Here is a 13,162-nt window from a genome sequence, read left to right as displayed (position 1 = left end):
TTACTGTTTTTCCCAAGGTCTGGTCACGTACGGAAGGTGCGTGGCGGGTGTGTGCCCACACGGTGCATATCCATGGTCAGGATCGTTGCTGCGGCAGGTTTCTGCTTGCGGTGGTCATCCTGTTTTTCAGGCATCAGTGCGGTGGTTGTTGCGGGCATAGCCCGCCGTCTGTCCGCACATCATCAGGAAGGTTCAGGAAAGCATCATGGCTACTCTTACCCAGGTCCCCAACGTCAAACTGCTCATCAACGGCGAATTGATAGAATCCAAATCCACGCAATGGCGCAATGTGATCAACCCGGCCACGCAACAGGTGCTGGCCCATGTACCATTTGCCACGCCAGAAGAAATGCAGGCTGCAGTCGATGCCGCCAAGGCTGCTTTCAAGACCTGGCGCAAGACAGCGATAGGCACACGCGCCCGCATCTTTCTCAAGTACCAGCAACTGATACGTGAAAACATGGCTGAGCTGGCCGCATTGCTGACAGCCGAACAGGGCAAAACCCTGGCCGATGCCGAGGGCGATATTTTCCGTGGTCTGGAAGTGGTTGAGCATGCCGCCAATATCGGCAACCTGCAAATGGGCGAGATCGCCAACAACGTTGCCAGCGGTGTCGATACCTACACCCTGAACCAGCCGCTCGGCGTGTGCGCCGGCATCACCCCTTTTAACTTCCCGGCCATGATACCGTTGTGGATGTTCCCTATGGCGATCGCCTGCGGCAATACCTTCATCCTGAAACCGTCTGAGCAAGACCCCATGGTCACCATGCGTCTGGCTGAGTTGGCGATGCAAGCCGGTGTGCCACCTGGCGTGCTGAATGTGGTGCATGGTGGTGAAGACATCGTCAATGCGATTTGCGATCACCCGGATATCGAGGCGGTGTCCTTCGTAGGCTCTACCCGCGTAGGCACGCATGTGTACCAGCGTGCCACCCTGGCTGGCAAACGTGCGCAATGCATGATGGGTGCCAAGAACCACGCCATCGTCCTGCCAGATGCGAATAAAGAACAAACCCTGAACAATCTCGCTGGTGCTGCCTTTGGCGCAGCTGGCCAGCGTTGCATGGCGCTCTCTGTGGTCATCCTGGTTGGTGAAGCCAACCAGTGGGTGCCAGACTTGCTGGACCGTGCACGCAGCCTCAAGATCAATGCGGGTGCAGAAGCCAATACCGACATAGGCCCGGTCATTTCCTGCACCGCCAAAGATAGGGTAGAAAGCCTGATCGCGCAGGGTATTGCGGAAGGTGCCAATCTGGTGCTGGATGGCCGTGCTCCACAAGTGCCAGGCTATGAGCATGGCAACTTCGTCGGCCCTACGGTCTTCACCGGCGTCAAACCCGGCATGCGCATCTATGAAGAAGAAATCTTTGGCCCGGTACTGTGCATCATGCAGGCAGATACTTTGGCTGACGCCATCGCCATCACCAATGTCAACCCTAACGGCAATGGCACGGCGCTGTTCACCCAGTCTGGTGCTGCCGCCCGCACGTTTGAAGAAGATATCGATGTAGGCCAGATAGGCATCAACGTGCCTATTCCTGTACCTGTGCCGCTGTTTTCATTTACCGGTTCACGTGCATCCAAACTCGGTGACCTGGGGCCATATGGCAAGCAAGTCATACAGTTCTATACCCAGACCAAGACCGTCACGGCACGCTGGTTCGATGACAGCGTCAGCGCCGGCAAGGTGAATACGACCATCTCACTCAAGTAATCGGAGGCCAACATGGACTTCGAATTGAACGAAGACCAGCGCGCCTACCAGCAATCTGCCCGCAGCTTCGCAGCCCATGAAATGACGGCGCAAGCCGCGCATTGGGATACCACATCCCACTTCCCGCTGGACGTCATCGCCCATGCCGGGGAGCTGGGATTTTGCGGGCTGTACGTGCCGGAAGAGCTGGGCGGGCTGGGTCTGACGCGGCTGGATGCAGCCATCATTTTTGAAGAGCTGGCCCGCGCCTGCCCTTCGACCACGGCTTATATCACGATACACAACATGGCAAGCTGGATGATCGCCCACTGGGGCACGCCAGAAGTACAGCAGGCATGGGTACCCAAACTGGCTGCAGGCAAGAAACTGGCCTCGTACTGCCTGACCGAAGCTGGCTCGGGCTCTGACGCCGCATCGCTGCGCACCAGTGCCCGCCTGAATGGCGACAGCTACATTCTCGATGGCAGCAAAGCCTTTATTTCGGGCGCTGGTGCCACCAATATGCTGGTCGTCATGGCACGCACGGGTGGTGAGGGTGCAGGCGGTATCTCTGCCTTTGCGGTTCCAGCAGATTTGCCAGGCATCACCTATGGCAAGAAGGAAGACAAGATGGGCTGGAACAGCCAGCCCACCCGCACCGTGAATTTTGACCAGGTACGCATACCGCGCAGCTACTTGCTCGGTGAAGAAGGCGAAGGTTTTCGCATCGCCATGCGAGGTCTCGATGGCGGTCGCATCAACATCGCCACCTGTTCCATCGGTGCGGCGCAATCGGCACTCAATAGCGCACAAACGTATATGAATGAGCGCATGCAGTTCCAGAAAAAACTGTCTGATTTCCAGGTGCTGCAATTCAAGCTGGCCGATATGCAAACCGAGCTTGTCGCTGCCCGCCAGATGGTGCGCCTCGCCGCCTGCAAGCTCGACAGCAAGGCCGATAATGCCGCTGTGTACTGCGCCATGGCCAAGCGACTGGCGACCGACACCGGCTTTGCCGTCTGCAATGAAGCCCTGCAAATCCATGGCGGCTACGGCTACATACGCGAATACCCGCTGGAGCGTTTCCTGCGCGATGTCAGGGTACACCAGATACTCGAAGGCACGAATGAAATCATGCGCGTCATCGTCGCCCGCCACATGCTAAACCAACCCGCAAGCGAGGAATTTCTATGAGCCACAACAAAAATTATAGTAACTACACCAATCTGCAATGCGAAATCGTCGGTCACACTGCCCTGGTGACCCTGGCCAACCCGCCCGCCAATACCTGGACGGCAGCGGGTTTGCAGGCATTGACACAACTCGTCAATGACCTCAATGCTGATGCAGATATCTATAGCCTCGTCATCACAGGTTCAGGCCAGAAATTCTTTTCAGCAGGTGCAGACTTGAAGCTGTTTGCCGATGGCGACAAGGCCGTGGCACTCGATATGGCACGCCGCTTTGGCGAAGCATTTGAAACCCTGAGCCGCTTCCGTGGTGTATCCATCGCTGCCATCAATGGCTATGCCATGGGTGGTGGACTGGAATGCGCACTGGCCTGCGATTTGCGCATCGCCGAAACCCAGGCACAGATGGCCCTGCCAGAAGCCGCCGTCGGCTTGCTGCCTTGCGCCGGCGGCACGCAAAACCTGGCCTGGCTGGTCGGTGAAGGCTGGGCCAAGCGCCTGATCTTGTGTGGCGAACGTGTCGATGCTGCCACTGCCCTGCGCATAGGTCTGGTAGAAGAAGTGGTCGCCACCGGTGGCGCACTGGAGCATGCACTCGCGCTGGCCAAACAGGTAGGTAAGCAAAGCCCAAGCAGCGTCAAAGCATGCAAGCAACTGATACAGGGTGCACGCCAGCAACCCATGAACACCGTGCTGCCACAAGAACGCGAAGCCTTCCTGGCCTTGTTTGATACCGCTGATCAAAAAGAAGGCGTCACTGCCTTTTTGGAAAAACGTCCGCCAGTGTGGAGGAATGCATGAGCGAAGCCGCCTCCGTCCTGTTCCACACCCTGCCTGCCGCCAATGGCATGCAACTAGGCGTGGCCACCCTGAATTCAGAAAAAACCCTGAACGCCCTGTCCAAGGAAATTGTGCAATTACTGGGCAAGCAATTACAAGTCTGGGATGAAGACAACAGCATCGCCATGGTGGTCCTGCAAGCCGCTGGCGAGAAAGCTTTTTGCGCAGGTGGTGACTTGCAAAACCTGTACGCCAGCATGCGCGAGCATCATGCATCCGATAAAAAAGACGACCTGCTCGGCAATGCCTATGCGCTGGAATTTTTTGAGCAGGAATACCGCCTCGATTACCAGATACATACCTATCGCAAACCCATATTATGCTGGGGCCACGGCATCGTCATGGGTGGCGGCATAGGCTTGATGGCAGGTGCCAGCCACCGCGTTGTCACAGAAAAATCCCGCCTCGCCATGCCAGAGATAGCCATAGGCCTGTTCCCCGATGTAGGCGGCACCTGGTTTTTGAACCGCATGCCGGGCAAGCTGGGTTTGTTTTTGGCATTGACTGGTGCCAGTATCAATGCCAATGATGCGCTGTTTGTGAAACTGGCTGACGTGGCCTTACCACATGCCAGCAAGGCAGATGTGCTGGCGGCTTTGCAGTCTGCTGCGTGGAGCAGTCAAGCCCACCAGAACCATCAGCGTCTGAGCCAGGTCTTGCATGATTTTTCGGCACAGTCCAGCAATACCGCAGGCCCTTTGCGCGCCAATTTTGACCTCATCAATCGCCTGTGCGGCGCAGCAGATTTGCCTGCCATCGTCGCGCGAATATTAGCGGTAGATACAACACAGCAGGAAGAACGTCCCTGGCTACAAAAAGCAGTCAGCAGCCTGCAAAAAGGCAGCCCGACATCTGCCTGGCTGGCGTATACCTTGCAGGAACATGGCAAGCAATTATCGCTGGCAGAAATCTTCCGTATGGAATTAGTCGCGGCACTCGCCTGCGCACAAGGCCATGATTTTGCGGAAGGGATACGGGCCTTGATTGTAGATAAGGATCAGAAACCGCAGTGGTTGCCGGGTAGTTTGGGTGAATTGCAGCCGCAGGATGGTGAGCGTTATTTTGCGCATCCTTGGGCCGCAGAGCAGCATCCATTGCGGGATTTGGGTGCAGTTGAAAATATTCAAAAAAGAGCTGCGTAAGTATCAAGGCGTGGTGCGTAGGTTGGGCTACGGTTTACCAGCCCAACACTGGGCCTTTAATTAACATATACATTATTGAAACGCCCAGTGTTGGGTTGATAAACCGTAGCCTAGCGAGGCCCGGCCCAACCTACGATTGACCCAACCTACAAGCCAAACAAAGAACACGTAAAACCAGGAGATAAACCATGTCAAACCAATCCAAAATCGCCATCATCGGCCTCGGCAATATGGGCGCGCCCATGGCTCTTAACCTGCTCAAGGCAGGCTACCCACTCACCGTCTTCGACCTCTCTCCCACCGCTCTCAAAACACTGGCAGATGCAGGTGCCCTGGCTGCCAGCAACGCCAGGCAAGCGATAGAAGGCGCAGACATCGTCATCAGCATGCTGCCCGCCAGTCGTCACGTGGAAAGCCTGTATCTCGGTGAGGATGGCATACTTGCCCACATCGCCGATAACGCGCTCATCATAGACTGCAGCACGATTGCCCCACAATCTGCCAAAAAGGTCGCACAAGCCGCAGCCACACGCGGCCTGGCAATGGTAGATGCCCCGGTCTCAGGTGGTACGGCAGGCGCAGCAGCAGGCACGCTGACCTTCATCGTCGGCGGCAGCGCGGCTGACCTCGAACGCGCCCGCCCTGTCCTGAACGCCATGGGCAAGAACATCTTCCACGCCGGGGAACACGGTGCCGGGCAAACCGCAAAAATCTGCAACAACATGCTGCTGGGCATACTGATGGCAGGCACGGCAGAAGCGCTGGCTCTCGGCGTGGCGAATGGACTTGACCCCAAAGTCTTGTCCGACATCATGAGCAAAAGTTCGGGCCGTAACTGGGCACTGGAACTATATAACCCCTACCCTGGCGTCATGGAAAATGCACCCGCGTCACGTGGCTATACGGGTGGCTTTGGTGTTGATCTGATGCTGAAAGATCTGGGATTGGCGACCGAGGCGGCATTGGGTACAAATGCCAGCATCCCGCTAGGCGAAGCTGTGCGCAACCTGTATGGCATTCATAGCAAAGCCGGAGCAGGTGGCAAAGACTTTTCCAGCATTCTCGAACTATTGAAAAACAATGCTTAACCAGATGAGAACTTGTTCTGTCCGCAGTACACCCTCACTCCGTACGCCCGTCATGAATAGGCACCCAAACTATCATCGGTCCTTAGATCATCATTCAACATGACTGTTGTATTGCAATCGTACAAATCGGTTTGCGTGCCAGAGGAATTTTGCGTGTTGTCTGTGTACCCGGTCGTGCTATCTGTATTGACCAGATTGGCGGCATCGTTGCGGGCATCAGGAAAACTGGCGGGCTCATACTGGTCAACCGGGCTTGTTGCGACTCCGGCAGTGCCTGTGTTAAACACGTATGAATCCGCCAGCATAGCACCAGCCAGCGCATCTGCCTGTCGCTGTCTGGCGACATTACCCTGCAGATTGCTTTGCATCATCGAATGAGAAGGGAAATCATGCGCAAGGCTATACCAGGCGTAATTGTCATGATAAGTCGAATGCGAATAATATTTCCTGCGCTGGCGCCATTGGGTTTCAAGGTCTTTGCGCTTGATGGATGCCATGGTACTGCCACTGGCTGGCATGGCCACAGCGCGCTTGAATATCTGCTCGATATAGCTGGTTATTTCGGCAGGTAATACGCCATTGGTATTCTGTGTTTTTTTCAGCACGCTGATGATGTCTACTGTTTCCTGGCGTTTTCTTTGCAAAGCATTAATTTGCTCAGCAATGGCAGCCAGGTCCCGGTCCAGGTCTTCCACCTTATCCAGTTCTACACGGGTATCAAAATAAAATGCCAGTCTGGTTTGCAAAGTGGCCAGTGCCTTTGCTGTGCCGGGTCTCGGCAATATACCTAACCAGGGGCGATACTCTTCGAAGGCAATCAATACCACCGCATCGACAAAGCCAGGGCAAATTGATTGCAGTTGACGCAAGGTACTGGCGTAAAAACCTGGCAGCAAACCCTCTACCGTGCGCTTGATGACATGCTGCCTTTGCGCCTGTTTGCTTTCATGTTCTTGGTACAGATCCTCTATCTGTTGCTGCATCGCCAGCATGGCATTATCCAGCGCCATGTAGACGACATCCATATAGGCCATGTCCCGGTGATAAGTTTTAAAGTCCGCATCGCTGATCGGATTAACATTGGGTTTCAGCATGACTTGCTTTCTCATGAATGTCGCCATCTTCACGGCGTGATTGGAAATAATTGACGAAGTACTGGCGCAGGCCTGGCTTATGCATATCGGCATGCCATTCCAGAGGACGACCTGCGCGCATGCTCAAATCCGTCCAGGGATTGAAACCCAGATCAGTAATGTCATGCATGCGTAAAAAATAACGCCGATTCTGGGCATCGCCATGCCACAGGTGGCGAATTTCTCCCCTTACCACACCCAGCTTGCCTTGTACCTGCTGATAAAACTGTTGTCCCCAGACTTGCAGGTGGGTAATTTGGGCGTGATCATGCTTCAGAGCGTTTTGTATGCAAAAGTTATAGTCACCATATATTGCATGCGCCATGAAATGATCCGCGCTGCCAGAGATGGCGGCTTCATACAAACCCGTGCTGTCAAACAGGCTGCGTCGCATAGCCCATCCGTAGCCGGTATGTCCATGGGTATCATAACGTCCGGCATTCAGGGAAGCAGGTTGCTCCTGCATGACAGCGGCGAATGAGGTGACACGATCAGGCTGCGCACCAGCCGCCCCATCCCGCTGCAGCCTCAAACAGGTTTCCCATACTTGCGCTACCGGGTATTGCCGCAAAACTGCGACCAGTTCCCTGGCCCAGTTTTTATTATCAAACAAAATATCGCAATCCAGCCATGCCACGTAACGACAACTGGCAGGCAGCCATGAAGCGGCCAGATTCAGCAAACGCTCTTTTTGCCACAGCAATGTCGAAGACCGTACCTGCAAGACGTCCAATGCCGCTGGCAATTCAAATGGCGCATCGCCAAATGCGCATTCCACTGTAATACAAGTCACACCCGCAGTACGCATGCCCTGCATGAAGGCGTCATAGTTCTGCCTGCGCGACAGATAGCGACAAGGATTGAAGTAAGTCGTGAGAACAACGAGTTCAGACATGGCAGGCAAACCTGGATTGGGTCACAATTGTCTCGTATTTATAAAAACAACTGCACGTAAAAATACGAAAATCAATTCAGTGCCGGAGTATGCAAGCGTCAATACTCCGGTCAGTCAATGCATGGTGCGGGTATTAACCTGCCCACAGCTTGAATTCAATTCCGTTCTGTATTGATCCTATCACTTGAGCCTGGTTTTCGGTGCTTTCGCAAAAACTGGCCAGGGCACCAGCAGGTGTAATTTTGCCTGTACTTAACTGATTGTTCCAATAATCAAAACCTGCCTGATCAGGTGCACGATGCAAGACGTTTTGATAAAAATTGGTAATCAGTGTCGTGATTGAAGGGTTGGCACCGTATAGCTTTTGAAATTCTGACGACTGAAAAAAACCAGCCGCTACGGTAGTCAGGCTGGAACCTTTATCCATATCCTTGATCCAGTAACCCAAACCTTCCAGATCAGGCTTGCGACCAAAGGCAGCCTGATAAATGCGATAGGCCTGACCGGCAGTGCCATTGACATCGAGAGCGATACTCTTGTCAGAAAATTGCAGACGTTCAACGTTAGACAAATTATCTACATCACCACTGGCATTGACGCGCACCTGATAACCTGCACCAGTTTTGCTGATATTGAAAGCACTGGCCTGCCCTGCCATGATGACGGTATCCATGCCGGTGCCGCCATCAATATTGTGATTGCCACTGCCGACGTTGATGGCATCATTGCCGCTACCAGCGTTCACGTGTAAACGCCCGCCACCACCATTGATAGTAATCAGGTCGTCACCAGCGCCGGAAGCAATCAGATAATCGGCATAGATGACTGACGGTAAATCAACACTGATCACGTCGGCCCCACCAAACAGGGATTCATTAGCCAGCAATTTTTCATCAATTTGCTGGTTGGCAGAAAGAAAGGCCGAAACACCCGTAACACGGTTATAACTACCGTCACGGTATTCAGTCACTGAGGCAGTCATAGTCCCGGTAACCGTTGACTTGGCCAGCCCCTGTCCAACAGCAAGAGAATTAGATGACAGACTAAAGCTGCCATCTACAGAGGCAGAAGCAATGAACTTGTCTGCTGTCGCCGTGACTCTTGAAACCGTACCGGAATTATTACCATTGATATCACCACTGATGGAACCCTGCACCGTCACCGTCACATTGCCGGTAACTGGGTCATAGTAAGGGCTATTGGTCGGTGTCAGTGTCGACACGGAAAGATTGGATAACTGCGTCGTAGTCGACTTGATGGAAACCGAATTGGTCCCATTGACGACTGTATTGGCATAATTAAAATTAAACTGGCCATTTTCAACTATGGATAAAACACCAGCCGAATACAACTGCAAGCTAGTGGCAGAGGCCGTGCCTTGCGTCGCATTCGGATTATCCAGGACCACACCGTTATAAGTGGTGCTGGAGCCATCAGCAAAGCCCAGACGCACCCTGCTGCCACTAAAGTCAAAGGATGAATAATATTGATGGGATTGAGCCCAGGAATACCCCAGTTTGGGAAATACATCAAACAGGGTACCCAAAGTTCCATTGGTTGGGGGTGATTTTATAAGCTGCTGATAATTGGTGGTAACGACGTTTTGTGAGAGTTTGATACTGATATTTGCCATAGGAATTATTTGTATGTTTGAACCTTGATGTTGGGGCTCAAGGGACGTCGCGGATAAAGATATCTTGCATAAAAAGCTACAGTTACGTTTCGATACAATTATAAACGCCACCTTTAAGTTTTAACAATCCATTTGCAATAAAACAAATAGATTGTCTATCTCTACGACGTCTCTTTTCCAGTTAATGCACCTTAGAACTCATGGCATCCATGGCATCAATTGAACAAACCCATCTTATTTCTACTGATGTCATGAGTTCTGACTACGATAGACCCTATGCAGTTCAAGGATGTTATTTACAAAACAAATTGCCAAATAAATAATATTGGCTTATATTTGCAAAATAGCAATTTCAATCCAGTCAAGCATACACAAGAATCAGGAGCACACATGACGCATACCCGCCTCTTGTTGATTATTATCATGTTAATTATTCTTCCGGCATGTGATTGTGGCTGGTCCAGCCCGCGCTATCAATTGATTACGGCAGCAGATGGCAAGGTATATCGTCTGGATTCACAAAGTGGCACGGTTTACTACGTCACCTCAGAAAAAATGCTGGCTCTGAATGATGAACTACCCACCCTGCATGTAGGGGAGTATTATCAGATGAGCGACGCAACTGGTAACGCACGTTACCTCAAGTACCTGGGAAATGCCCGGTTTGAAAAAAGCCAGGCGAGTTCACAAGTAAAACCGTGAATGCGTGTAGGTCGCGATAAATATTTGGTCAAATTAAACCTGCCAGCGCCCTGCACGGATTCTTCCAGTTTTAACAAGGGAAAGCTATCATGCGCTATGTCTAAACTCCATCCACAACCAATAAATGAAATCACTCTTTATATTCGTTATGCTTTTGTTTGCCGGATCACAGGTCTATGCACTGGACTGCAAGAACGCCGTTTCAACCATGGATGTCAATGAATGTGCCTCTATTGCCGAGAAAAAGGTGGAAGCAAAATTGAACCATGTGTACCAAAAAGTATTGAAGTCACTGGATCAACCGGATACAGACACTGAGTTGTATTCCGAAATGAAGAAGAAACTCATCAATGCACAAAGAGCATGGGTAAAATTTCGGGAAGCAGACTGCGATGCCGTCTTCCAGTTTCATGCCAGTGGCACTATACGCACGGTCATGTATATAGGCTGTATGCAAACCCATGCTGAACGGCGCATTCAAGACCTGGAAGAATATGAAAAGAATTGAACCCGCAAGCCAGTTGAGCAGATGCCAGCTATCGCCTATCCGACAAGACTGATCATGACAGAAATTTATATCAGCACTGATGTGGAAACCGATGGCCCTATTCCGGGGCCACATTCCATGCTTAGCCTGGGATCAGCCGCCTACACGGCTGACAAGCGAATGATCTCTACTTTCAGTGTCAACCTTACCTGTTTGCCGGGCGCAACAGCCGATCCCAAAACAGCCGCATGGTGGACAACACAACCGGCAGCGTGGGCCGCCTGCCGTCAGAACATCGAAGACCCAGCCACGGCCATGCCGCGTTATGTCAGCTGGATTAAATCCTTGCCTGGAAAACCGGTGTTCGTTGCTTATCCAGCTGGTTTCGATTTCCTGTTTGTGTATTGGTACATGATACGCTTTGCTGGCGAAAGTCCGTTCAGTCACTCGGCACTGGACATGAAAAGCTTTGCGATGGCCGTGATGAAAACAGATTACCGGGACAGCACCAAACGCAATATGCCCAGACACTGGTTTGACCCTATGCCACATACCCACGTCGCACTCGACGATGCAATTGAACAGGGTGCCTTGTTCTGCAATATGCTGAAACAGAATCGCGGCACGCCCTGACTTGCTGAACCGGTTTGCTTGTCTAATACAAAGTGACACCGCAACGTAACAAAAAGCATTTGGCGTCGCTACATTCCTGCATTTGCATAGTGCCTGCTTGCAACACCATGGCAAAGATTCATCTAAGCCTGTTGACCAAGTTCATCTCCCAGTTCCTTGCCGCGTGCAGCAGCCGCCTTGATAGCTGCCACGATGGCTGGTTTAACACCGGCCGCTTCCATGCTGGTCAGGGCGGCATAGGTGGTACCGCCTTTTGATGTCACCCTGTCACGCAATACCGAGACTGGCTCGCTGGAATGCAAGGCCAGTTGGGATGCACCATTGAAAGTGGCAATGGCCAGTTGCATGCCCTGATCAGGGCTCAGACCCAGTTCTTGCGCCGCCTGTTGCATGGCTTCAATAAAATAAAATACGTAAGCAGGGCCACTGCCAGACACGGCTGTCACAGCATCCAGCAAACTCTCATCGTCAAGCCAGGTGGTCAGACCCACCGCCTGCATGATGTGCTCGGCAGTCAGCTTTTCTGTTTCGGTCACATCTGGCAAGGCATACAAGCCTGTTATGCCCTTGCTGATCAGTGCCGGTGTATTTGGCATGGTGCGTACAATCTTGGTATAGCCATTCAACCAGCGCGACATGTCGGACGCACGAATACCAGCCGCAATCGAAATGAGCAACTGGTTTTTCAGGTAAGGTGCCAGTTCAGCTACGACGTCACGCAGATTCTGCGGCTTGACCGCCAGAATGATCGCATCAACACCACGTAGCTTGTCGTCTACAGCAAGGGCTGTACTGACCCCAAATTCTGTTTCCATGCGTGTCAGGGATTGCTGGTTCAAATCCACCACATGGATATGTTCTGCACCGGTTAATTCGCTAATCAAGCCACCAATCAGTGCACTTGCCATATTGCCGCCGCCTATAAAGGCGATTTTCAGTTTATTTTGCATAATTCCTGCTTCCAAAGATTGCCGTGCCTACCCGCACCATGGTACTGCCTTCTGCAATTGCTGCGTGCAGATCACTACTCATGCCCATGGACAAGGTGTCGAGTGCTATCCCGGCCGCCTGTATGGACTGACTTAATTCTCTCAGTTGACGAAACGCCTGCCTTTGATGTTGCTCATCATTACTGGCTTCGGGGACAGCCATCAAACCGCGCAACACCAGACGTGGCATGACTGCAATCTGCTGGGCCAGTAATAAGGCCTCTGTCGGTAAAACACCACTCTTGCTTTCTTCGCCACTAATATTAACTTGCAGACAAATATTCAGTGCTGGCAAATGATCTGGGCGTTGCTCAGAAAGGCGCTTGGCAATTTTTTCCCTGTCCACTGAATGCACCCAGGCAAAATGCTCGGCAACGGGCCTGGTCTTGTTGCTTTGTATCGGACCGATGAAATGCCACTCCAGTGGCCACTGTGGTGCCACGGCTTGCACTGCCTGCATCTTGTCCAGGGCTTCTTGCAGGTAATTTTCGCCAAAGCGGCGTTGCCCTGCTGCTGCGGCTTCCAGCACTGCATCAGCGCTAAAAGTCTTGGAAACTGCCAGTAAATCTATCTGGCTGGGGTCGCGCCCGCTCTCCAGTGCATAAGCGTGGATATGCGCAAGTACGGCTTGCAAGTTGTCAGAAATTGAGGACATAATCGGGGAAGCAATAATCAATCAAATTCGTTGTGGATTTCTGTCATAAACAGCTTACTATGGCAATAAAGTCACCCAG

Annotated in this window: 14 protein-coding genes; 8 read left to right on the top strand and 6 right to left on the bottom strand. The window is 52.3% G+C overall.

Annotation, left to right across the window (positions count from 1 at the left end):
* Positions 1–23 precede the first annotated feature (23 nt).
* Positions 24–158: a hypothetical protein gene (locus AC1RVX_RS12645; protein ID WP_493216941.1), complete on the bottom strand. Its 135-nt coding sequence runs from the start codon at positions 156–158 to the stop codon at positions 24–26.
* 47 nt (positions 159–205) lie between these two features.
* Between AC1RVX_RS12645 and AC1RVX_RS12640 the strand changes: the two genes are divergently transcribed.
* The 5 genes from AC1RVX_RS12640 to mmsB all read left to right on the top strand — a co-directional run bounded on the left by AC1RVX_RS12640 (position 206) and on the right by mmsB (position 5,956).
* Positions 206–1,717, top strand: coding sequence for a CoA-acylating methylmalonate-semialdehyde dehydrogenase (locus AC1RVX_RS12640; protein ID WP_493216940.1), 1,512 nt, complete (start codon positions 206–208; stop codon positions 1,715–1,717).
* 12 nt (positions 1,718–1,729) lie between these two features.
* A complete protein-coding gene (locus tag AC1RVX_RS12635) occupies positions 1,730–2,890 on the top strand; it encodes an acyl-CoA dehydrogenase family protein (protein WP_493216939.1) in 1,161 nt (386 codons plus the stop codon).
* Positions 2,887–3,687, top strand: a complete 801-nt coding sequence (locus AC1RVX_RS12630) for an enoyl-CoA hydratase (protein WP_493216938.1) — start codon at positions 2,887–2,889, stop codon at positions 3,685–3,687. Before AC1RVX_RS12635 ends, AC1RVX_RS12630 begins: the two co-directional genes overlap by 4 nt.
* The gene (locus tag AC1RVX_RS12625) at positions 3,684–4,868 is read left to right on the top strand and encodes an enoyl-CoA hydratase/isomerase family protein (protein ID WP_493216937.1); all 1,185 of its coding nucleotides are present in this window, start codon (positions 3,684–3,686) and stop codon (positions 4,866–4,868) included. The genes AC1RVX_RS12630 and AC1RVX_RS12625 overlap by 4 nt, the downstream gene beginning before the upstream one ends.
* A 188-nt stretch (positions 4,869–5,056) precedes the next feature.
* Positions 5,057–5,956 (top strand): 3-hydroxyisobutyrate dehydrogenase, encoded by a 900-nt coding sequence (mmsB, locus tag AC1RVX_RS12620; protein ID WP_493216936.1) that lies wholly within the window; start codon positions 5,057–5,059, stop codon positions 5,954–5,956.
* 50 nt (positions 5,957–6,006) lie between these two features.
* Here the strand turns inward: mmsB and AC1RVX_RS12615 are convergent, their stop codons facing one another.
* The 3 genes from AC1RVX_RS12615 to AC1RVX_RS12605 form a co-directional block, all read right to left on the bottom strand.
* Positions 6,007–7,065 carry a hypothetical protein gene (locus tag AC1RVX_RS12615; RefSeq protein WP_493216935.1) on the bottom strand — a complete coding sequence of 353 codons (1,059 nt, stop codon included), beginning with the start codon at positions 7,063–7,065 and terminating at the stop codon, positions 6,007–6,009.
* A complete protein-coding gene (locus AC1RVX_RS12610) occupies positions 7,031–7,984 on the bottom strand; it encodes a glycosyltransferase family protein (RefSeq protein ID WP_493216934.1) in 954 nt (317 codons plus the stop codon). Before AC1RVX_RS12610 ends, AC1RVX_RS12615 begins: the two co-directional genes overlap by 35 nt.
* Before the next feature lie 133 nt (positions 7,985–8,117).
* A complete protein-coding gene (locus AC1RVX_RS12605) occupies positions 8,118–9,617 on the bottom strand; it encodes a DUF4214 domain-containing protein (protein ID WP_493216933.1) in 1,500 nt (499 codons plus the stop codon).
* A gap of 390 nt (positions 9,618–10,007) precedes the next feature.
* On the opposite strand from AC1RVX_RS12605, the gene AC1RVX_RS12600 reads away from it, so the two are divergent.
* From AC1RVX_RS12600 to AC1RVX_RS12590, 3 genes are all read left to right on the top strand, one after another.
* Positions 10,008–10,319, top strand: a complete 312-nt coding sequence (locus AC1RVX_RS12600) for a hypothetical protein (protein WP_493216932.1) — start codon at positions 10,008–10,010, stop codon at positions 10,317–10,319.
* A gap of 124 nt (positions 10,320–10,443) precedes the next feature.
* Complete coding sequence (locus AC1RVX_RS12595) at positions 10,444–10,827, top strand: lysozyme inhibitor LprI family protein (protein WP_493216931.1); 384 nt, start codon at positions 10,444–10,446, stop codon at positions 10,825–10,827.
* A gap of 54 nt (positions 10,828–10,881) precedes the next feature.
* Entirely contained in the window at positions 10,882–11,439 is a 558-nt protein-coding gene (locus AC1RVX_RS12590) for a 3'-5' exonuclease family protein (protein WP_493216930.1), read from the top strand.
* A 122-nt stretch (positions 11,440–11,561) separates the two neighbouring features.
* On the opposite strand, the gene proC is transcribed toward AC1RVX_RS12590, so the two are convergent.
* On the bottom strand, positions 11,562–12,389 hold the full coding sequence (proC, locus tag AC1RVX_RS12585) for a pyrroline-5-carboxylate reductase (protein WP_493216929.1): 828 nt from the start codon (positions 12,387–12,389) through the stop codon (positions 11,562–11,564).
* Complete coding sequence (locus AC1RVX_RS12580; protein ID WP_493216928.1) at positions 12,379–13,083, bottom strand: YggS family pyridoxal phosphate-dependent enzyme; 705 nt, start codon at positions 13,081–13,083, stop codon at positions 12,379–12,381. The genes proC and AC1RVX_RS12580 overlap by 11 nt, the downstream gene beginning before the upstream one ends.
* Positions 13,084–13,162 lie beyond the last annotated feature (79 nt).

Source organism: Undibacterium sp. GW821-FHT11B02, from assembly GCF_058808955.1.
The sequence above is the reverse complement of the archived record's forward strand: the minus strand, read 5'-3'. Positions and strand labels throughout refer to the sequence as shown.

What these genes read in the sequence shown, in the direction of transcription:
- AC1RVX_RS12645 (WP_493216941.1), bottom strand. Translation starts at nt 158, where the DNA reads ATGCCCGCAACAACCACCGCACTGATGCCTGAAAAACAGGATGACCAC.
- AC1RVX_RS12600 (WP_493216932.1), top strand. Translation starts at nt 10,008, where the DNA reads ATGACGCATACCCGCCTCTTGTTGATTATTATCATGTTAATTATTCTT.
- AC1RVX_RS12635 (WP_493216939.1), top strand. Translation starts at nt 1,730, where the DNA reads ATGGACTTCGAATTGAACGAAGACCAGCGCGCCTACCAGCAATCTGCC.
- AC1RVX_RS12630 (WP_493216938.1), top strand. Translation starts at nt 2,887, where the DNA reads ATGAGCCACAACAAAAATTATAGTAACTACACCAATCTGCAATGCGAA.
- AC1RVX_RS12605 (WP_493216933.1), bottom strand. Translation starts at nt 9,617, where the DNA reads ATGGCAAATATCAGTATCAAACTCTCACAAAACGTCGTTACCACCAAT.
- mmsB (WP_493216936.1), top strand. Translation starts at nt 5,057, where the DNA reads ATGTCAAACCAATCCAAAATCGCCATCATCGGCCTCGGCAATATGGGC.
- AC1RVX_RS12580 (WP_493216928.1), bottom strand. Translation starts at nt 13,083, where the DNA reads ATGTCCTCAATTTCTGACAACTTGCAAGCCGTACTTGCGCATATCCAC.
- AC1RVX_RS12610 (WP_493216934.1), bottom strand. Translation starts at nt 7,984, where the DNA reads ATGTCTGAACTCGTTGTTCTCACGACTTACTTCAATCCTTGTCGCTAT.
- AC1RVX_RS12590 (WP_493216930.1), top strand. Translation starts at nt 10,882, where the DNA reads ATGACAGAAATTTATATCAGCACTGATGTGGAAACCGATGGCCCTATT.
- AC1RVX_RS12640 (WP_493216940.1), top strand. Translation starts at nt 206, where the DNA reads ATGGCTACTCTTACCCAGGTCCCCAACGTCAAACTGCTCATCAACGGC.
- AC1RVX_RS12595 (WP_493216931.1), top strand. Translation starts at nt 10,444, where the DNA reads ATGAAATCACTCTTTATATTCGTTATGCTTTTGTTTGCCGGATCACAG.
- proC (WP_493216929.1), bottom strand. Translation starts at nt 12,389, where the DNA reads ATGCAAAATAAACTGAAAATCGCCTTTATAGGCGGCGGCAATATGGCA.
- AC1RVX_RS12625 (WP_493216937.1), top strand. Translation starts at nt 3,684, where the DNA reads ATGAGCGAAGCCGCCTCCGTCCTGTTCCACACCCTGCCTGCCGCCAAT.
- AC1RVX_RS12615 (WP_493216935.1), bottom strand. Translation starts at nt 7,065, where the DNA reads ATGAGAAAGCAAGTCATGCTGAAACCCAATGTTAATCCGATCAGCGAT.